General features: G+C 61.4%; 21 protein-coding genes. 15 read left to right on the top strand and 6 right to left on the bottom strand.

Translation table 11 applies throughout. The features are described from left to right. From P2081_RS12860 to P2081_RS12845, 4 genes are all read left to right on the top strand, one after another. Nucleotides 1-1,047 (top strand): MBL fold metallo-hydrolase, encoded by a 1,047-nt coding sequence (locus tag P2081_RS12860; protein WP_278923272.1) that lies wholly within the window; start codon nucleotides 1-3, stop codon nucleotides 1,045-1,047. A 36-nt stretch (nucleotides 1,048-1,083) separates the two neighbouring features. Beyond that, nucleotides 1,084-1,584 (top strand): DUF6173 family protein, encoded by a 501-nt coding sequence (locus P2081_RS12855; protein ID WP_278923271.1) that lies wholly within the window; start codon nucleotides 1,084-1,086, stop codon nucleotides 1,582-1,584. Between the two features lie 224 nt (nucleotides 1,585-1,808). Further along, entirely contained in the window at nucleotides 1,809-1,943 is a 135-nt protein-coding gene (locus tag P2081_RS12850) for an aa3-type cytochrome c oxidase subunit IV (RefSeq protein ID WP_278923270.1), read from the top strand. A 9-nt stretch (nucleotides 1,944-1,952) separates the two neighbouring features. Further along, nucleotides 1,953-2,606 (top strand): hypothetical protein, encoded by a 654-nt coding sequence (locus P2081_RS12845; protein ID WP_278923269.1) that lies wholly within the window; start codon nucleotides 1,953-1,955, stop codon nucleotides 2,604-2,606. Nucleotides 2,607-2,686: 80 nt separating this feature from the next. Here P2081_RS12845 and P2081_RS12840 read toward each other — a convergent pair whose 3' ends face one another. Together P2081_RS12840 and P2081_RS12835 are read right to left on the bottom strand one after the other, a co-directional pair. Then, nucleotides 2,687-3,019, bottom strand: a complete 333-nt coding sequence (locus tag P2081_RS12840) for an AzlD domain-containing protein (RefSeq protein ID WP_278923268.1) — start codon at nucleotides 3,017-3,019, stop codon at nucleotides 2,687-2,689. Then, entirely contained in the window at nucleotides 3,016-3,771 is a 756-nt protein-coding gene (locus P2081_RS12835; RefSeq protein ID WP_278923267.1) for an AzlC family ABC transporter permease, read from the bottom strand. The genes P2081_RS12840 and P2081_RS12835 overlap by 4 nt, the downstream gene beginning before the upstream one ends. Nucleotides 3,772-3,826: 55 nt before the next feature. Here P2081_RS12835 and fdhD point away from each other — a divergent pair, with 55 nt between their 5' ends. The 4 genes from fdhD (at nucleotide 3,827) to P2081_RS12815 (ending at nucleotide 7,317) form a co-directional block, all read left to right on the top strand. Beyond that, nucleotides 3,827-4,720 (top strand): formate dehydrogenase accessory sulfurtransferase FdhD, encoded by an 894-nt coding sequence (gene fdhD / locus P2081_RS12830; protein ID WP_278923266.1) that lies wholly within the window; start codon nucleotides 3,827-3,829, stop codon nucleotides 4,718-4,720. Between the two features lie 148 nt (nucleotides 4,721-4,868). Then, on the top strand, nucleotides 4,869-5,504 hold the full coding sequence (gene mobA, locus P2081_RS12825) for a molybdenum cofactor guanylyltransferase MobA (protein ID WP_278923358.1): 636 nt from the start codon (nucleotides 4,869-4,871) through the stop codon (nucleotides 5,502-5,504). Continuing rightward, complete coding sequence (mobB, locus tag P2081_RS12820) at nucleotides 5,501-5,992, top strand: molybdopterin-guanine dinucleotide biosynthesis protein B (protein ID WP_278923265.1); 492 nt, start codon at nucleotides 5,501-5,503, stop codon at nucleotides 5,990-5,992. Before mobA ends, mobB begins: the two co-directional genes overlap by 4 nt. 68 nt (nucleotides 5,993-6,060) lie before the next feature. Next, a complete protein-coding gene (locus P2081_RS12815) occupies nucleotides 6,061-7,317 on the top strand; it encodes a molybdopterin-binding protein (protein WP_278923264.1) in 1,257 nt (418 codons plus the stop codon). A gap of 107 nt (nucleotides 7,318-7,424) precedes the next feature. On the opposite strand, the gene P2081_RS12810 is transcribed toward P2081_RS12815, so the two are convergent. The 3 genes from P2081_RS12810 to P2081_RS12800 all read right to left on the bottom strand — a co-directional run bounded on the left by P2081_RS12810 (nucleotide 7,425) and on the right by P2081_RS12800 (nucleotide 9,748). Then, nucleotides 7,425-8,504, bottom strand: a complete 1,080-nt coding sequence (locus P2081_RS12810; RefSeq protein ID WP_278923263.1) for a hypothetical protein — start codon at nucleotides 8,502-8,504, stop codon at nucleotides 7,425-7,427. 129 nt (nucleotides 8,505-8,633) lie between these two features. Then, a complete protein-coding gene (gene greA, locus P2081_RS12805; RefSeq protein ID WP_278923262.1) occupies nucleotides 8,634-9,104 on the bottom strand; it encodes a transcription elongation factor GreA in 471 nt (156 codons plus the stop codon). A 260-nt stretch (nucleotides 9,105-9,364) separates the two neighbouring features. Then, nucleotides 9,365-9,748, bottom strand: coding sequence for a VOC family protein (locus P2081_RS12800; protein ID WP_278923261.1), 384 nt, complete (start codon nucleotides 9,746-9,748; stop codon nucleotides 9,365-9,367). Between the two features lie 109 nt (nucleotides 9,749-9,857). Here P2081_RS12800 and soxR point away from each other — a divergent pair, with 109 nt between their 5' ends. From soxR to P2081_RS12780, 4 genes are all read left to right on the top strand, one after another. After that, complete coding sequence (soxR, locus tag P2081_RS12795; protein WP_278923260.1) at nucleotides 9,858-10,337, top strand: redox-sensitive transcriptional activator SoxR; 480 nt, start codon at nucleotides 9,858-9,860, stop codon at nucleotides 10,335-10,337. A 173-nt stretch (nucleotides 10,338-10,510) separates the two neighbouring features. Further along, nucleotides 10,511-12,160: an electron transfer flavoprotein-ubiquinone oxidoreductase gene (locus P2081_RS12790; RefSeq protein ID WP_278923259.1), complete on the top strand. Its 1,650-nt coding sequence runs from the start codon at nucleotides 10,511-10,513 to the stop codon at nucleotides 12,158-12,160. 181 nt (nucleotides 12,161-12,341) lie between these two features. Further along, the gene (locus P2081_RS12785) at nucleotides 12,342-14,102 is read left to right on the top strand and encodes a tetratricopeptide repeat protein (protein WP_417700430.1); all 1,761 of its coding nucleotides are present in this window, start codon (nucleotides 12,342-12,344) and stop codon (nucleotides 14,100-14,102) included. Next, the gene (locus tag P2081_RS12780) at nucleotides 14,092-14,913 is read left to right on the top strand and encodes a 4-(cytidine 5'-diphospho)-2-C-methyl-D-erythritol kinase (RefSeq protein WP_278923258.1); all 822 of its coding nucleotides are present in this window, start codon (nucleotides 14,092-14,094) and stop codon (nucleotides 14,911-14,913) included. Before P2081_RS12785 ends, P2081_RS12780 begins: the two co-directional genes overlap by 11 nt. 10 nt (nucleotides 14,914-14,923) lie before the next feature. On the opposite strand, the gene P2081_RS12775 is transcribed toward P2081_RS12780, so the two are convergent. Further along, nucleotides 14,924-15,922 (bottom strand): polyprenyl synthetase family protein, encoded by a 999-nt coding sequence (locus P2081_RS12775; RefSeq protein WP_278923257.1) that lies wholly within the window; start codon nucleotides 15,920-15,922, stop codon nucleotides 14,924-14,926. Between the two features lie 57 nt (nucleotides 15,923-15,979). On the opposite strand from P2081_RS12775, the gene P2081_RS12770 reads away from it, so the two are divergent. From P2081_RS12770 to P2081_RS12760, 3 genes are all read left to right on the top strand, one after another. Further along, nucleotides 15,980-16,201 (top strand): putative signal transducing protein, encoded by a 222-nt coding sequence (locus tag P2081_RS12770; RefSeq protein WP_278923256.1) that lies wholly within the window; start codon nucleotides 15,980-15,982, stop codon nucleotides 16,199-16,201. Further along, nucleotides 16,198-17,004, top strand: a complete 807-nt coding sequence (locus tag P2081_RS12765; protein WP_278923255.1) for a tRNA1(Val) (adenine(37)-N6)-methyltransferase — start codon at nucleotides 16,198-16,200, stop codon at nucleotides 17,002-17,004. The genes P2081_RS12770 and P2081_RS12765 overlap by 4 nt, the downstream gene beginning before the upstream one ends. 217 nt (nucleotides 17,005-17,221) lie before the next feature. Next, nucleotides 17,222-17,401, top strand: a complete 180-nt coding sequence (locus P2081_RS12760; RefSeq protein ID WP_278923254.1) for a YdcH family protein — start codon at nucleotides 17,222-17,224, stop codon at nucleotides 17,399-17,401. The last annotated feature ends 123 nt before the right edge of the window (nucleotides 17,402-17,524 follow it).

Below are 17,524 nucleotides of genomic sequence, written 5' to 3'. Positions count from 1 at the left end.
ATGGCAAGTGTTCCCGAAGTTGGCCCGCGCACGCCCTGGACAGAACCACCCGCCCTGGGCGAGGTGATCGAAGTGGCCGAAGGCGTTCTATGGCTGCGCCAACCGCTGCCGATGAAGCTGGACCATGTAAATATCTATGCCCTGGACGAGGGCGACAGCTGGACGGTAATAGACACCGGGTTCAACACCCGCCAAAGCCGCGAAATCTGGGAAAGCCTGATGGCAGGCCCCTTGAAGGGCAAGCCGATCAGCCGGGTGGTGGGCACCCATCACCACCCGGATCACATCGGGCTTGCCGGCTGGTTCCAGTCGGAACACGGGGCCGAGCTGGTTACAAGCCGCACCGCCTGGCTGTTTGCCCGGATGTTGACGCTGGATGTGCAGGAAACCTGGCCCGAAGAAACCCTGGCCTATTATCGCAGCGCTGGCATGGCTCCTGAAATTTACGACAAACGGGTGGCCGACCGGCCCTTTAACTTTGCCGATATGGTCTATCCCCTGCCGCTCGGCTTTACCCGCGTGCAGCAGGGCGATGTCTTTCGCATGGGCGGGCGTGACTGGGATGTGCACATGGGCAATGGCCATGCGCCGGAACATGTCACCTTCTGGAGCCGGGATGACAATCTGGTGATCAGCGGCGATCAGATTCTGGCCTCTATCAGCCCCAATATCGGCGTCTATGCCACCGAACCCATGGCCGACCCTTTGGGCGAATGGCTGGAAGCCTGCGAGCGGCTGGCGCCGCTGGCGCGGGCCGATCATCTGGCGCTGGGCGGGCACAAGCTGCCTTTTACCCGGTTGCCGCTGCGGATGCGACAGTTGATCGACAACCATCATGGCGGGCTGGATCGTCTGGTTGACTACCTGGACAGCCCCAAGACGGCAGCCGATTGTTTTGCACCGCTGTTCAAGCGTAAGATTGGCGAAGGCGAGTATGGGCTTGCACTGGTCGAGGCGGTGGCCCATGTCAATCATCTGTATCACACCGGGCGCGTCAGCCGTGTTAAACGGGACGATGGTGCCTGGCTGTACCAGAGCAAGGAATAAATCGGGGGCAACCCCGGATAAGGGGAGTAACGCGCCATGGACAACAAGATTTCAACCAGCGCCGAGGCGGTCGAGGCGGCGGTGCTGCCCTGCGTGCACGAGGTCCATACCGACCCAGAGGCCTGCCAGGGATTGGGCGCGGTGCCAGAAAAGCTGCAGCAAAAAGACGCCGCCAAAAGCGAGGCACGCTGGGCCTATGAACGGCTGATCCTCTATATCCAGAACTTTGAGAAACAGCTGGATGCCGAGCATGAGATTGCCATGGGCTTTGTCGGTGGCGACGCCGGGGTGCTGCGCATCGAAGGTATGGGCTATTATGACCCCGATATCATCACCTTCTATGGCAGCGAAGCCAGCGGCGCCAAGACCCAGTTGGTGCAACATGTCAGCCAGATGAACGTGATGCTGCGGGCGCTGCCAAAGCCGCGCAAGGAAGTGCCGGCCAATCGCATCGGCTTTCGTCTCGCCAGCGACCTGGACGCAGAGCCTGCTGTCGCAGAGCTGCCCGTGGCGACCGGTCCGGCGGCACCTGTCTGATCAAAAGACCGCCCGCGCTTTGGTGTTGCCTGCGGTGTTGCCAAGGGGACGATTCGAGCGCGGTGGTCTGGATAGGGCCGTCCCAAGAGGCGGCTGGCGGTCAAAAGCCGCGGCCTGCAGGCCGCAGGCCAGGGTTTTCACGCCCCTGCGCGCCAATGACGTGGTGACAGGCGATTTGAAATCCAGTATCCAGCAGAAAACATAGACGAATAGGAAGATCTGTCATGGCTGAACACAAACACGGCACCATGGACTGCAAAGTACAAGAGCAGACCTACCAAGGCTTCATTACATTCACCACGCGCTTTGGCATCTTTCTGGTGCTGCTGGCGCTGTTCCTTGCTGTCTTTGCGACCTGATTATTGCAGATGACATCAGCTTCTGTGCTGTGGCACCGGGCACCGGGCCGTGTTGCGCTGCGGGCGGCCCTTTTGGTGGGCTGCGTTGCCGTTGCGGGCTGTTCGGAGCAAAAGAAACCCAATGCCGATGCGGCAACCCTGGCGGCGGCCAGCTATGTGCATAACGGCCCGCCGGCGCTGACGTTGTTCACCATGGTGAACAACCGCACCGGGGCCGGGGGGCATACATCACTGATGATCAATGCCTCCGAGCGGGTGATCTTTGATCCCGCCGGATCCTTTTATGCCGATGTGGTGCCGGAACGAAATGATGTCCTGTTTGGCATCACGCCACCTGTGGTTCTGGCCTATCGCGGTGCCCATGCGCGCAGCACCCACCATGTGGTGATGCAGCGGCTGGAAGTTACACCAGCCCAGGCGCAGCGGGCCTATGAACTGGCGGTCAGCAATGGCCGGGTGGCGGGGGCCTATTGCGCCAATTCCACCGCGTCCATTCTGCGCCAGCTGCCCGGGTTTGAGGATATGAAGGTGACCTTCTATCCGGTGAAACTGTCTGAACAGTTTGCGGCCATGCCCGGTGTTGTCACCACAAAATACTACGAAGATGACGATCCGGACCTGCAAAAGGCCCTGGCCGAAGGGAACGTGACCCTGAGCCAGTAATCTGCATCAGGTATCTGCGGACCATTGTGAAGATCGAGAGCGGCTGAACGGTAACCCGTTCAGCCGTTTTTTGTGCCGTCCTAGGCCGCCAGATAGAACAGCAGCAAAAAGCCACTGACGCCGCTCAGCAGAGCCCAGAGCACATTGCGGGTCAGATAGCCCACAACAAAGGTCAGCGCTGCCACCGCCAGATGCGGCAGGCTGGGCGCACCGCCGGTGGTTGAGGGCCAGACCACAAGGGGCGCCACAAGGGCGGGAATGATCGCCACCGCCGTATAGCGCAGATGCCGCATCAGCCACTCCGGCATGGGCCGCCCGCCCATGAAGCCGATAAAGGCAAAGCGCAGGCCAAAGCTGCCAAGGGCTAGCCCGATGATGACAAACCACAGCTCGCCCGGGGTGAATCCATTCATGACGGGGTCTCCTGTTTGTTGGCCTGCTGGGGGTCAGCCTGGCCTGCCAGCCTGCGTTCAAACCACAGCTCGGCCTGGGCGCCTGCCATCATGCCTGCTAGCCCGGCGACAATCAGCCCCAGGTTATAGGGCATCAAGGTGGCCGGCAGCGAGACCACGATGGCGGTAAAGCAGGCCACCAGATGCGCCGGGGTGCGCAGCATCGGGCCAATCATCGCCAGAAAGGCCAGCGGCAGGACAAAATCCAACCCCCAGCTTGCGGGGATCTGGGCCCCCACCAGCGCCCCAGTCAGGGTGGCAATCATCCACCCCGGTGCCACCAATCCATTGGTGCCAAAGAAATAGGCCATGCGCTGGGGCACGGTCATTTCGGGTTCGGTTTCGAATTTCACCACCGAGAGCGCATAGGACTGATCCACCACCAGATAGGCGGCGCAGGCCCGCTGCCAAAGGGGCGCATCGCCCAGATAGGGCGTGAGCGAGGCGGAATACATCGCCACCCGCAGGTTGACCGCCAAGGCCGAGATCAGCACGATCATTATCGGCGTGTTCTCTTGCAGCAGTTGCAGCGCGGTGAACTGGGCAGACCCAGCAAAAACCGCCAGTGAAAAGGCCAGGGCGTCAGCGACATTTAGTCCCGCCTCCCCGGCGAGAACCCCAAACAGCAGGCCAAAAGGACCCGAGACCAGAAGAAAGGGCGCGCTGTCCCGCATGCCTTTCCAAAAAGCCGATTTCGTGGTGGTGAAAGCCATGCGCCCATCCTAAGTTCAATATGAACTTGGTAGGCAGCTTTGCGAGGCTCTGCAATTGGGAAATACTTCTGACCTGGCTGAGGTTTTGGCAGACTATCTGATCGCGCCCGATCCCGGCGCGGCAGGTCTGACCCGCGCGGTCACTGGCCGCAATGAACACGGAGAACCTGTCTCGCTGTCGGTGGTCGAAGAACGACCGCTGACCATCTATCTGAATCGGCAGGAAATTGTCACCGCCATGACCATTGGCGACTACCCGGAATATCTGGCGCTTGGCTTTCTGCGCAATCAGGGGATGCTGTCGCCGGACGAAGACATCCTGCGCGTCGATTATGACGAAGAGCTGGAGACCGTGGTGGTGCGCACCGCATCCGAGACCAGCTATGAGGAAAAGCTGCAGAAAAAGACCCGCACGTCGGGCTGCGCGGTGGGCACCGTCTTTGGCGATATGATGGAGGGGCTGGAGGGCGTGCAATTGCCCGCTACCCCGGTAAAATCCTCCTGGCTTTATGCGCTGGCGCATAAGATCAACCGCACGCCGTCATTGTACCTGGAGGCCGGGGCGATCCATGGCACCGTGCTGTGCCAGCAGGATCGTCCGCTGGTCTATATGGAGGATGTGGGCCGCCATAACGCGGTGGACAAGATCGCCGGTTGGATGCTGTCCGAAGGCGTCGAAGCGGCAGACAAGATCATGTATACCACCGGTCGGATGACATCCGAAATGGTGATTAAGACCGCGATGATGGGTATCCCGGTGCTGGCCTCGCGCTCGGGCTTTACCGCCTGGGGCGTCGAGATCGCCCAGCAGGTGGGGCTGACCCTGATTGGCCGTATGCGGGGCCAGCGGTTCACCTGTCTGTCCGGCGACGAACGGTTGGAGCGCGACATGGATCCGCGCGATGCGCCGGTTGAGGCAAAGAAACATCGCCGGAAAAGCGCGGAATGAGGCACGAAGGAATGGGCAGTCCGCGCGCGCAAGCACAGCGCCCACCCATGAGGGGCGACGCGCTATGCTGGGTGGCTAGTGGGGGACCTTTGGTCCAGAGCCAAGAGTTGCTGATGGTAAGACTTTCTAACGGGTCGGAGAATTGATGATGACCAAACCCCTGGGCGTGATCCTCGCAGGCGGGCTTGCCACCCGGATGGGCGGCGGCGACAAGGGGCTGTTGCAGATCGGCGGCCAAAGCCTGCTGGCGCGGGTGCGCGATCGGCTGGCACCGCAGGTCGCTGGGATGGCTCTGAACGCCAATGGCGATGCGGTGCGCTTTGCTGATTTGGGTCTGCCCGTGGTGGCCGACAGTATCGAAGGCTTTGCCGGCCCTCTTGCGGGGGTGCTGGCCGGGCTTGACTGGGCCGCCGGGCAGGGGGCAGAAGCCATCGTCACCGCCGCTGCCGATACGCCGTTTTTTCCGACAGATCTGGTGGCACGGCTGCTTGCAGCCTCGCAGGGCCAGACACATCCGCTGGTGCTGGCGACAACGCCGCGCACCGGGGAAGAGCTGAAATCGGGCGGCCGCAGCAAGGTGAACCGCCACCCGACCTTTGGCCTCTGGCCGGTTGCCCTGCGCGATGATCTGCGCGCGGCGCTGCAGGATGGGCTGCGCAAGGTGGTGATCTGGACGGACCAGCACGGGGGGCGCGAAGCGCTGTTTGACGCCACCCCCTTTGATCCCTTTTTCAACGTAAACACGCCTGCGGATCTGATCCGGGCCGAGGAGCTGCTGCAATGAAACTCTACGGTGTTACCGGTTGGAAGAACTGCGGCAAGACCGGGCTGATGGAACGGCTGGTGAGCGAGTTCACCGATCGCGGTCTCAAGGTCTCCACCATCAAACACGCGCATCACAGCACCGATGTCGACCAGCCCGGCACCGACAGCCACCGGCACCGCATGGCCGGCGCCTCGGAGGTGGTGCTGGCCTCGGCCCACCGGGTTGCCGTGATGCAGGAATTGCGCGGGGCAAAGGAGCCGACGCTGCAAGAGCTTTTGGCGCGGATATCGCCGGTTGATCTGGTGTTGGTCGAGGGCTACAAACGCGCGCCTCATCCCAAGATAGAAGCCCACCGTGCGGCGGCGGGGCAGCCCTTGATTGCGCCGGGGGATGGCACGATCCGGGCCTTGGCCAGTGATGTGCCGCTGGAAAGCGACCGGGTGGTGTTCAATCTGGATGACACCAGCGGTATTGCGGATTTCATCGCCGCAGACCTGGCGCTCTGAGTTTTGCCCGCCCATACCCACCCCTATAGCCCGGCGCATAGCAATGCCGATAGACTGCGAGCCACCTGATGACCCTGAAACCACCGCCGCTGCGCAATGATTGTTTTTCCCTGCCCGCCGGGGTCGACTGGACGCCGGTCGACGAGGCGCTATCGCTCTTGCGGGCGCGGCTGCGGGCGGTGGTCGGACAAGAGGCCGTGCCGCTCTCTGCTGCGGTCGGGCGGGTGCTGGCTGCGGATGTGATCGCGCAGCGTGCCAACCCGCCGCAGCCCAATACGGCGGTTGATGGCTATGGTTTTGCCGGTGCGGTGCCTGAAGGAGCCCATGTGATGCCGCTGGTACCTGGGCGGGCGGCTGCCGGGCTGGCCTATCGCGGCGCAGTACCTGCGGGGCAGGCGATCCGCATCCTGACCGGCGCGGCCCTGCCTGCGGGGGTGGAGACGGTCATTCTGGAGGAAGACGTGACCCTTGGGACGGGTGAAATCGCCTTTCGCGGCCCGCTGAAACTTGGGGCTAATACCCGCAAGGCGGGCGAAGATGTGGCGGCAGGTGATGTGATCCTGCCAGCGGGCCGGGTGGTCACCCCGGCGGATCTGGCCCTGGCCGCTGCGGCCGGTCTCTCGGATCTTGTGGTCTATCTGCCACTGCGCGTTGGGGTGCTGTCGACCGGGGATGAACTGCGCGAGGCGGGGGACGCGGCCGCACCGGGGCAGATCTATGATGCCAATCGTCCCATGTTGCTGGCCCTGCTGGGCCAGATGGGGGCGAGGCCGGTGGATCTGGGGCGGGTGCCCGATGACCGCGACGCCCTGCGCGCCCGGTTTGACAGCGCCCGCGCCGAGGTGGATGTCATTCTGACCAGCGGCGGTGCCTCGGCGGGCGATGAAGATCATGTTTCGGCGCTGCTGCGCGAAAGCGGCGCGCTGCAGGAATGGCGCATCGCGCTGAAACCGGGCCGCCCGCTGGCGCTGGCCATGTGGGATGGGGTCCCGGTCTTTGGCCTGCCGGGAAACCCGGTGGCGGCGCTGGTTTGCACCCTGATTTTTGCCCGCCCGGCGATTGGCCTGATGGCGGGCAGCGGCTGGCACAGTCCGCAGGGATTTGATCTGCCTGCCGGTTTCGCCAAGCGCAAAAAGCCGGGACGGCGCGAATACCTGCGCGCCCGCGTGCGCGACGGGCGGGTCGAGGTGTTCAAATCCGAAGGTTCGGGCCGGATTTCAGGGCTGAGCTGGGCCGAGGGGCTGGTCGAGCTGGGCGACGCCGCTGCCGATATCCAGCCGGGCGACCGCGTGCGCTTTATCCCCTATGGCAGTTTCACGCTTTGAGCCTGGTCCTGCTTGGGGCGCGTTGAGGTGTACCATGCGCCGCTGCCCTGAGAGCATGTTGCTTAAAAGTGGGGCAGGTCTTGAGCATCTAAAACACGCGATACGTTTTAGTCGAAGGTGCCTGCAACCCGGCCCACCAGCATAAAGGCGCGGGCGGTGCGGGTATCGCCAAGCGAGGTGATTTCGCTATCGCTGGCGCGGGCTTCAAACTCGGCGAACATGCGATCAAACCGGCGCAGGAAGTGATGCGCCGCATCGCGGAAGATCGGATCCTGTTTCATCCGCGCCGAGGTCAGCGCCAAAGAGGTCCGGTCGCGCACCCCACCAAGTGCGGCCACGGCGCGGCCTCTGGTGCCCTGGGCAAACTGCCGCCAGATTTCGGGGCGGGCCATGTCGGGGCGCAGGTCATCCATATAGATGCCATCCTGGCTGAGCAGGGTCAGCACATCCTGCGCCGCCTGCACCACCTGGGCGGCCTTGCGATCCTTGAGCGCGGCGCGCAGGGCGGCAAAGCCCTCCTGGTCCTCGGCGGTTTCGGGGAAATTCAGGGCCCGGATGAATTGCCCTGTCGGCAGTGGCAGGGCCATGTCTTCGGCCGAGGTGCCAAGTGCCAGACTGCCCTGATCCTCGGTGGCGAGACGCGTGGCCTCTGGCGGGACGGCGGGGCGTGCAGCGGCAGTGCGGCTGCTTTGGAAGGTGGCCAGCGCGGTTTCCGTCTTGCGCGCGGTTTCGGCGATTTCTGCCAGTTTTTGGTTGACGGTCGGGTTGTCGGTGGCATCCGACAGCTGTGCATGGCTGAGATAGCTGTGGCGCAGGCCGTCGATGGCGGCCTGCAGGCGCTGGCATTCGCTGCGCATCTGCCGGGCCGAGCGCAGACCAGAGGCGGTGACCCAGATCAGCACCAGTGGCAGGGCCACTGCCAGCGCTGTCAACAGGGTTGGCGTCCAGTGGGCCAGGCCCTGGTCCGCAGGTGCCAGCAGGTAAAGCGCAAGCACCAGCAAGAGCCAGAACACCGACAGCAGAATCGCCACCACTTCGGCGCCGCCCAGGCCGCTGCTGTCCTGGTCGTTGCCTGATAGCAGCGATCCCGGTAGCCCCTTGCCCGCAGAGTTTGGACCTGAAAGGCCAGTGTCAGCGCCGTGCCCGGCAAAGGGAGAGGGGCGTTTTGAGGCATCCTGGGCAGTCATGTGCGAGCTCGCAATGCGGAGGTTGGGTCAGTTGAAATCAGGGTTTGCAGAAACAAGGCTAGTGGTTTTGCGGGCGCTGGCAAGACACTAGGTGCGGGCTGCCAGCGCGTGTATCAGTCAGTTGACGTGTCAGCCGTAGGCAATGGCCAGAATTTCGTACCCGCGTACGCCGCCCGGTGTGCGGACCTCGACGCTGTCGCCTTCGTCTTTGCCGATCAGGGCGCGGGCAATGGGGGATTTGATGTTCAGCAAACCTGCCTCCACGTTGGCCTCATGTTCGCCGACGATCTGCCAGGTTTTTTCTTCGTCGGTGTCTTCATCGACCAGGGTGACCTTGGCGCCAAACTTGACAGAGCCGGAAAGCTTGGCCGGATCAATGACATCGGCAAGGCTGAGGATGCCCTCAAGCTCTTTGACGCGACCTTCGATGAAGGACTGCTTTTCGCGCGCCGAATGGTATTCGGCGTTTTCCGAAAGGTCGCCCAGTTCGCGGGCTTCTGCGATTGCCTTGATGATATTGGGTCGCTCGACCGATTTCAGGTTCTTGAGTTCAGCTTCGAGTGCGGTGTGACCCGCAGAGGTCATTGGGATCTTTTCCATATCTTGGGTCCAGGTCATTTAGGCTAGCGCACTAGCTGTTGTTGCTTTTACCAAAGGCAGAGCCCCGCCACAGAGTGCAGCGGGGCCGAGCTTGGTGTTAGCAGTTACCTGACCTAATCCGGGCGCAGATTTCAAGAGGTGGCAATGGGCTGTCCACAGGCAAATCTGCTCAATCGGTCGATTTTGCGGTTTTTGGGCCTGGACTGCGCGGAAAGATGCCGTGATCTGGCAGGCGGGGCAGTTGGGCCTGCCACAAGAGATCAATCATCGTATTGCACCACTTCGTATTCAATTTCGTCCTGATCGCGAAAGTAGAACCGCCGCCCCGGCTCGTAGTCGGCATGGTTCTGTGGGGTGAAACCGGCGGCGATCACCGCCTTTTCGGTGGCGTCCAGGTCGCTGACTGTTACCGCCAAGTGATTCAGCCCGCCGCGCATACCATAGCTGCGTGGCCCGGCGCTGGGCTGCGTCGCCGGGGTATAGAGCGCGAGATAGCTGTCATCGCCGCCTATATGGATGGTAAAGCCATCCTCCTTGGCCGCCCCAGACCAGCGGATGTGCCAGCCAAAGACTGCTTGCATCCATTGGGCCGTGGTCTTGGGATCGGTGACGGTAATATTGGCATGTTCCAAAACGGCGCTCATCGGCTTTCTCCTTAAATTCAGTAGCGTTTTGACCTGAGTCGCCTTACGGTAATTCCTAAACCTAACTTTAGCTCAAGCACTATTTCAGAACATGAGAGGTCTCCGAGAAATGGCAAAATCAGCAGGGGTGGCCATTGGCTATCTGTCCGAACGCACTGGCCTGGCGGTTTCAGCGATTCGCTATTACGAGGCGCAGGGCCTGTTGGAACCCTGGCGCAATGCCGGAGGTCAGCGGCGGTTTCATCGCGCCGATATTCGCCGTCTAAGTTTCATCATGATTGCCCAGAAGTTTGGGTTTTCGCTGCCGGAAATCGGCGGGCTGCTAAAGGACCTACCGGGCGGGCGCACCCCGACGCCACAGGATTGGGCGCGTATTTCAACCGGGTTTCGGGCCCATCTGGATGCACGAATCGACACGCTGCAAAAGCTGCGCGACAATCTGGATGGCTGCATTGGGTGCGGCTGCCTGTCTTTACCCAAATGTGCGCTTTACAATCCGCAGGATCAGGCCGCCCACAAGGGAAAGGGGCCGCGATATTTGATGGGGGACAGCCCAGAGCCGCGCGCGACGCCGGAAAAAGGGGCCTGAGCGGCGGAAAATGCCTTTGCCCCTGCGGCAAAGCGCGGATCTGATGCAACTAACGCAGAGTTTGGATTGACCTGGTATGTTGCCAAACGCTAAGCAACCGCGAAAGAAAATTACGCACAGCTCGCCCCCAGCGATGGGACCGGTAGCGAATACAATAGCCAAGGAGCACCTCTATGGCCGAGATCGAACGCGAAACGATGGAATATGACGTGGTGATCGTAGGGGCTGGCCCCGCTGGTCTTTCAGCCGCGATCCGCCTGAAACAGCTGGACAGCGACCTAGAGGTCGTGGTGCTGGAAAAGGGCTCTGAAGTGGGGGCGCATATCCTGTCTGGTGCAGTGCTGGACCCCTGCGGTCTGGATGCGCTGATCCCGGACTGGAAAGAAAAAGGCGCGCCGCTGAACGTGCCGGTAAAAGAAGACAACTTCTACATGCTGGGTGAAGCAGGCCAAATCCGCGTGCCCAACTTCCCGATGCCGCCGCTTATGAACAACCACGGCAATTATATTGTCTCGATGGGCAATGTCTGCCGCTGGATGGCCGAGCAGGCCGAAGAGCTGGGCGTTGAAATCTTCCCCGGCATGTCCTGTTCCGAGCTGGTCTACGGTGACAAGGGCGAAGTCAAAGGCGTGGTTGCCGGGGTCTTTGGTCTGGAACAGGATGGCTCTTACGGTCCCAACACCGAGCCAGGCATGGAACTGCATGGCAAATATGTCTTCCTTGGCGAAGGTGTGCGCGGGTCGCTATCGAAAGAGGTCATTGCCAAATATGATCTTGGCGCGGGCAAGGACGTGCAGAAATACGGCGTTGGCATGAAAGAGATCTGGGAAATTGATCCCGCCAAGCACAAGGAAGGCACCGTCACCCACACCATGGGCTGGCCGCTGAACTCCAATGCTGGTGGTGGCTCTTTCATCTATCACCTGGACAACAACCAAGTTTACGTCGGTTTTGTGGTGCACCTGAACTACAAGAACCCACATCTGTACCCCTACATGGAATTCCAGCGCTTCAAGCATCACCCCATGGTTGCGGATCTGCTGAAGGGCGGTAAGCGCGTCGCCTATGGTGCGCGTGCGATCACTGAAGGCGGCTATCAGTCGATGCCCAAGCTGGTTGCGCCTGGCGTGGCGCTGCTGGGCTGTTCTGCCGGCATGGTCAACGTGCCGCGCATCAAGGGCAACCACAACGCCATGCTGTCAGGCAAAGCCGCAGCCGAGGCCGCCTACGCGGCGATCAAGGCCGATCGTTCCGGTGATGAGCTGCCCGACTACGAGACCGCCGTGCGCGATGGCGCCATCGGCAAGGATCTCAAGATGGTGCGCAACGTCAAGCCGATGTGGTCCAAATGGGGGCTGATGGCCTCGCTGATGCTGGGTGGTCTGGACATGTGGACCAACAACATCCTGGGCCTGTCGCTTTTTGGTACGCTCAAGCATGGCAAAAACGATGCCGAAGCAACCGAGGAAGCCTCTAAGCACAAAGAGATTGCCTACCCCAAGCCCGATGGTGTGCTGTCGTTTGACCGGCTGACCAATGTGTCCTTTGCCGCAACCAATCACGAAGAAAGCCAGCCCTGCCATCTGCATCTGGCAGATCCAAGCCTGCCGATCTCGACCAACCTGCCAAAATTCAACGAGCCGGCACAGCGCTACTGTCCGGCGGGCGTTTACGAGGTGGTCGAAAAGGATGGCAAGCCGGAGTTTGTGGTCAACTTCCAGAACTGCGTGCACTGCAAGACCTGCGATATCAAAGACCCAAGCCAGAACATCACCTGGACCACACCCCAGGGCGGCGATGGCCCGAACTATCCTAATATGTAACGCCACAGGGCCGCGATGGGTGCCTCTGTGCGCCAAATCAGCGACGAATAGCCTGTAATGCGGCAAAACGGCGGAAATCACGCAAAATTGGGGCGGCCTTCGGGTCGCCCCATTGCGTGTCAGGGTCTGCCGCACTACGCTTTCTCTCCAAGCGACGCGCACACGCATAGGAGGCCCCCAGGTGCCGGTATCATTTCTTCGCAACCTGCCTGTATTGACCCCAACGTTCTGTTTCCGCCCCTTCGTTTCTCTGGCCGCATTGGCCGCCACAGGGGCGCTGGCGACGCAACCCGCAGTGGCCGAGGGGCTGGCCGGGTCCTATCTGGCGGGCCGGGCGGCCACCTATGAAAGCGATTTTTCCGCGGCAGCAGACTATTATACCCGTGCATTGGTACGGGATCCGTCCAATCCGCTGCTGATGGAAAACGTGGTCTTTGCCCATCTGGCCCAGGGCCAGATGAAACAGGCAATCCCGGTGGCCGAGCGGCTTTGGCAAAGTGGCGCGAGCAGCCAGGCGGCCAATATCGTCATGGTTGGCGGCTTTGCCCTGGCTGAGGATTTCCAGACCATACTGGAAAGCGACGACGAGGGCCGACAAATCCACCCGCTGGTGGATGGGCTGGTCGAAGCCTGGGCGCATATGGGGGTTGGCTCTGTTGATAAGGCGCTGGCGGTGTTTGATCGCATCGCCGAGGAAGAGGCCCTGCGCCCATTTGCCCTTTACCACAAGGCACTGGCACTGGCTTCGGCTGGCAATTACGACGGCGCAGAGGCGCTGTTTGCAGCCAATGACGGCCAGCTGGCGCGGCTGTCGCGCCGCGCGGCGCTGGCCCGGATCGAAATCCTGTCTCAGCTGGGTGAAAACGAACAGGCGCTGGCCACGCTGGAGGCCAGCTTTGGCAGTGCCACGGACCCGGCCCTGGATGACATTCGCGCCCGGCTTGCCGCTGGCGAAGCGCTGGGTTTTTCGATTGCCAGTACCGCCCGTGATGGCATCGCCGAGGTGTTCTTTACCCTGGCCGCCGTGATGAGCGGTGAAGCCGCCAGCGATTTTGTCCTGATGTATGCCCGTGTGGCGGCAGCGCTTAGCCCGCAGCATATTGATGCGATCCTGCTCAGTGCTGATTTGCTGGATCAGCTGGGCCGCTATGAGCTGTCGATTGCCACCTACAAACAGGTGCCAAACACCCATCCCGAATACTACGCCGCTGAAATGGGTCGCGCCGAGGCAATGCGCCGGGCCGCCAAACCGGATGCCGCCGCCGAGGTGCTGGAACAGCTGGTGCAGGATTTCCCCACCCTGCCGCAGATCTCGATCAGCCTGGGCGATTTGCTGCGCCAGCAAGAGGACTATATCGGCGCTGTCGCGGCCTATGACACTGCCCTGTCCTATCTGGCCGAGGATGCCGGCAGTCGCTGGTTCCTGTATTACGCGCGTGGCATTGCCCACGAACGGCTAAAGCAATGGCCCAAGGCCGAGGCCGATTTCCGCGCGTCGCTGGCGCTGCGCCCCGATAGCCCGCAGGTGCTGAACTACCTTGGCTATTCGTTGATCGAAAAAGATGACAAGCTGGAGGAAGCCCTGGGCATGATCGAACAGGCCGTCGCGGCGCGCCCGGATTCGGGCTATATCGTCGACAGCCTGGGCTGGGTGTTCTATCGGCTTGGCCGGTATGAAGAGGCCGTTGCGCATATGGAACGCGCGGTCGAGCTGATGCCGGTGGATCCAGTGGTCAATGATCACCTGGGCGATGTCTACTGGGCTGTGGGCCGCCAGCGCGAAGCCGAATTCCAGTGGAAGCGCGCCCTCTCCTTCATTCGCAGTGGCAAGGGGGATGGCGAGGCTGACCCCGACCGGATCCGCAGCAAGTTGGAAATCGGTCTGGATCAAGTGCTTGAGCAAGAAGGTGCAGCCCCTTTGCAGGTCGCCAATGAAGGCTGATATCTTTGCCCCGGCAAAGATCAACCTGACCCTGCATGTTACTGGCCAGCGCGCCGATGGTTATCATCTGCTGGATTCTCTGGTGGTCTTTGCCGATCTGGGTGACCATCTGCAACTGGAACCGGCCGCGCAGATGGCACTTAGCCTGTCTGGTCCCTTTGCCGAAGGCGTGCCGAATGATCAGCGTAATCTTGTCTGGCAGGCCGCGCTTGGTATGGGCTGGCAGGGGCATATTCATCTGAAAAAAGAGTTGCCGCATGGGGCAGGCATCGGCGGCGGGTCCTGCGATGCAGCCGCCCTGCTGCGGGCATTGGCGGCGCAGGGGCGGCTGATCCCGCCTGGCTTGGCGCTGTCACTGGGGGCGGATGTGCCAGTCTGCGGCCTTGCACGGGCCGCCCGTATGCATGGCATTGGCGAGGAGATCACCAAAGTTGATCTGCCAGAGCTGCAGGCGCTTTTGGTCAATCCCGGCTGCCATGTTCCGACAGGGGCGGTGTTTTCGGGACTGCAAAGCCGCGACAATCCGTCAATGCCAGCGACGATCCCCACCTTTTCCAGCCCATCGGACTGCGCTGCCTGGCTGGCAGAACAGCGCAACGATCTGGAGCCAGCGGCCCGGCGCGTTGCCCCTGAAATTGATCGGGTGCTGGGGGATCTGGGCGCCAGCTCTGGCGCACTGCTTGCCCGCATGTCCGGGTCCGGTGCCACCTGCTTTGCGCTTTATGCCAGCAAAAAGGCGGCCCATAAGGCCGCCTATCAGATCGGCACCGAGCACCCCGACTGGTGGATCCGGGCTGTCAGCCTGACCTGACGCAACCAGGCTAGTTCAGGCGTGACACGACATAATCGGCCAGATCATGCAGCATTTTACGAATGGGATGATCCGGCAGCGCGGTCAGGGCCTTGGTGGCGGTTTCCGCCCAATGCAGCGCATCCTGACGGGTGGCCTCTAGGGTGCCGTATTTTGCCATCAAGGCAAGGGCCTGTTCCAGATCGCCCTCGGCCTGCTGACCCTTTTCGATGGTGCGCTGCCAGAACCGGCGCTCTTCCTCTGTGGCCTGGGCCACCGCCTTGATCACCGGCAGGGTCAGTTTGCGTTCGCGAAAATCGTCGCCGACATTCTTGCCGGTTGCATTGCTGTCGCCTTGATAATCCAGCAGGTCATCGGCAATTTGAAAGGCAATGCCCAGGGCATCGCCATAGTCATAGAGCGCCTTGATCTGATCGGCAGGGGCCTCGGCGATCACGCCGCCGACCTCGGTTGCGGCGGAAAAAAGCGCGGCGGTCTTGCCCCGCACCACCTGCAGATAGACCGCTTCATCGGTAGAGAGATTCGAGGCGGCGGTCATTTGCAGGACTTCGCCCTCGGCGATGGTGGCAGAGGCATTGGCAAGTATGTCCAGGACCCGCAGCGAGCCGGTTTCCACCATCAACTGGAAGCTACGCGAAAACAGGTAATCGCCAACCAGAACCGAGCTTTTGTTATCCCACAACAGATTGGCGGTAGGGCGGCCACGGCGCTGGCCGCTTTCGTCAACCACATCATCATGCAGCAGGGTCGCTGTGTGGATGAATTCGACGGTGGCTGCCAGTTTGACATGATGCGCCCCCTCATAGCCACAGAGCCGCGCGGCCGCGAGGGTCAGCATCGGCCGCAGGCGCTTGCCGCCGGCCTCGACCAGATGGGCGGTCACCTCGGGGATCCGGGGGGCGTGTTTTGACGCCATTCTGGTCTGGATCAATGTGTTGACCGCGTCCATTTCTGAACTCAGGGTCGCGGCAAGCAAGTCATGTGGTTTTTGCGTTGTGATTTGGTTCATTGCTTCCCCGGCTTTCAGGCTCGACAAGGCCTGTGCCTTGCCCTTAGATCCATCCCCATGAAAGAACTTTTGCGCAGCACCGATCCGACTGTCCTGGCCTTTGCATCCGCCCTTCTTGAGGGTGAGGATATAGACTGCTTTCAGATGGACGTAAATATGAGCATCCTTGAAGGTGGCATTGGAATTTTCCCGCGCCGTCTGATGGTACGGGAAGGGGACTACGACCTGGCGCTGCGTGCGATGCGGGACAATGATATCCCGCTTGGCCAGGCGACATGAGTGGCACGGGCAAAGCCGGGCCTGTGGCAGGGCTTAGTTTTGCTGATGAGGCGTTGTCGCTGGATGATTTCCTTGGTGGTCGGGTCAAGCTGTGGCAGCCGCGAGGGGGCTACCGCGCCGGGGTGGACCCCGTGCTTTTGGCGGCGGCCCTGCCTGCGCGTGAGGGCGAGCAGGTGCTAGAGCTGGGCTGCGGTGGCGGTCAGGCCCTGTTGTGCCTTGGCGCGCGGGTCTCCGGCCTGGGGTTGACCGGGGTAGAGCTACAGCCCGATTACGCCAATCTTGCGCGGCGCAATGGCCGCCAGAATGGCCAGGTGCTGGAGGTGGTCGAGGCCAATCTGGCGAACCTGCCGAAAGAGCTGCGCCAGCGCCAGTTTGATCACGTGCTGGCCAACCCGCCCTACTACCGCACAGGCGCCCATAGTCCGGCGCTGGATGCGGGGCGGCAGATCGCCCTGGGGGGCGACACCCCGCTGTCGGTCTGGATTGAAACTGCGGCGCGGCGATTGGTCTACAAGGGATACCTGCACATGATCCAGCGGGCAGATCGTCTGCCGGAAATGCTCAGCGCTTGTCAGGCCTGCCTTGGCTCGCTTGAAATTTTGCCGCTGGCACCGCGGCAGGGCCGCCCGGCCGAGCTGGTTTTGCTGCGCGCGCGCAAGGGCGGGCGGGCTGATTTTCGGCTGCACGCGCCGTTGATCCTGCATGAGGGTCTGCATCACACGGCCGACGCAGAGAGCTATCGCCCCGAAGTGCGAGCCATCCTGCGCGAGGGTGCGCCGCTGATCTGGCCCGCGCCAAAGTAAGTATCGAGCACCCACTTTGCAATCGATGCCTGTAAAAATGACAGCATTTATTGGTGTTTTTGCCTATAGAAATATAGCTTTTGGCGGGCTTTGGCCGATATGACAATTTCATGACAAAAATATGCGTCTGCAGCGTGACAGATGGTAAAACTTGTGCTCCACTCACTTTGACCCCGTCGTTTCGGGGTTGCATATCTCGCTTTAAAGGAGGAACGCCATGAGCCTCAGCTCGCATCTGACCGAACTGAAAAAGAAGCATGACCACCTTAGTATGGAAGTAGAGACGGCCCAACGATCCCCCAGTATCGATGGCTTGGTGATTGCCGGGCTTAAGAAGCAGAAGCTGAAACTCAAAGAAGAAATCAAGCGGCTGAGCTACGAAACTGAATCCGCATAAGCCCAAGTGCCGCGCGTTGCCATCAGGGCAGACAGTGGTAAATGGGACGATAGTTGAAATTTTGGGCTGCCAGTCGTGGCGGCCCTTTTAGTTTGGTACCCGTGCCTGAGAGCGATCATGGAG

The organism is Pseudophaeobacter profundi (assembly GCF_029697505.1).
In the GTDB taxonomy this organism is placed as follows: domain Bacteria; phylum Pseudomonadota; class Alphaproteobacteria; order Rhodobacterales; family Rhodobacteraceae; genus Pseudophaeobacter; species Pseudophaeobacter profundi.
The sequence above is the reverse complement of the archived record's forward strand: the minus strand, read 5'-3'. Positions and strand labels throughout refer to the sequence as shown.

Bases quoted from the DNA above. Each gene is read 5' to 3' on its own strand.
- P2081_RS12860 (WP_278923272.1), top strand. From the start codon at position 1: ATGGCAAGTGTTCCCGAAGTTGGCCCGCGCACGCCCTGGACAGAACCA.
- P2081_RS12855 (WP_278923271.1), top strand. From the start codon at position 1,084: ATGGACAACAAGATTTCAACCAGCGCCGAGGCGGTCGAGGCGGCGGTG.
- P2081_RS12850 (WP_278923270.1), top strand. From the start codon at position 1,809: ATGGCTGAACACAAACACGGCACCATGGACTGCAAAGTACAAGAGCAG.
- P2081_RS12845 (WP_278923269.1), top strand. From the start codon at position 1,953: ATGACATCAGCTTCTGTGCTGTGGCACCGGGCACCGGGCCGTGTTGCG.
- P2081_RS12840 (WP_278923268.1), bottom strand. From the start codon at position 3,019: ATGAATGGATTCACCCCGGGCGAGCTGTGGTTTGTCATCATCGGGCTA.
- P2081_RS12835 (WP_278923267.1), bottom strand. From the start codon at position 3,771: ATGGCTTTCACCACCACGAAATCGGCTTTTTGGAAAGGCATGCGGGAC.
- mobA (WP_278923358.1), top strand. From the start codon at position 4,869: ATGACCAAACCCCTGGGCGTGATCCTCGCAGGCGGGCTTGCCACCCGG.
- mobB (WP_278923265.1), top strand. From the start codon at position 5,501: ATGAAACTCTACGGTGTTACCGGTTGGAAGAACTGCGGCAAGACCGGG.
- P2081_RS12815 (WP_278923264.1), top strand. From the start codon at position 6,061: ATGACCCTGAAACCACCGCCGCTGCGCAATGATTGTTTTTCCCTGCCC.
- P2081_RS12810 (WP_278923263.1), bottom strand. From the start codon at position 8,504: ATGACTGCCCAGGATGCCTCAAAACGCCCCTCTCCCTTTGCCGGGCAC.
- greA (WP_278923262.1), bottom strand. From the start codon at position 9,104: ATGGAAAAGATCCCAATGACCTCTGCGGGTCACACCGCACTCGAAGCT.
- P2081_RS12800 (WP_278923261.1), bottom strand. From the start codon at position 9,748: ATGAGCGCCGTTTTGGAACATGCCAATATTACCGTCACCGATCCCAAG.
- soxR (WP_278923260.1), top strand. From the start codon at position 9,858: ATGGCAAAATCAGCAGGGGTGGCCATTGGCTATCTGTCCGAACGCACT.
- P2081_RS12790 (WP_278923259.1), top strand. From the start codon at position 10,511: ATGGCCGAGATCGAACGCGAAACGATGGAATATGACGTGGTGATCGTA.
- P2081_RS12780 (WP_278923258.1), top strand. From the start codon at position 14,092: ATGAAGGCTGATATCTTTGCCCCGGCAAAGATCAACCTGACCCTGCAT.
- P2081_RS12775 (WP_278923257.1), bottom strand. From the start codon at position 15,922: ATGAACCAAATCACAACGCAAAAACCACATGACTTGCTTGCCGCGACC.
- P2081_RS12770 (WP_278923256.1), top strand. From the start codon at position 15,980: ATGAAAGAACTTTTGCGCAGCACCGATCCGACTGTCCTGGCCTTTGCA.
- P2081_RS12765 (WP_278923255.1), top strand. From the start codon at position 16,198: ATGAGTGGCACGGGCAAAGCCGGGCCTGTGGCAGGGCTTAGTTTTGCT.
- P2081_RS12760 (WP_278923254.1), top strand. From the start codon at position 17,222: ATGAGCCTCAGCTCGCATCTGACCGAACTGAAAAAGAAGCATGACCAC.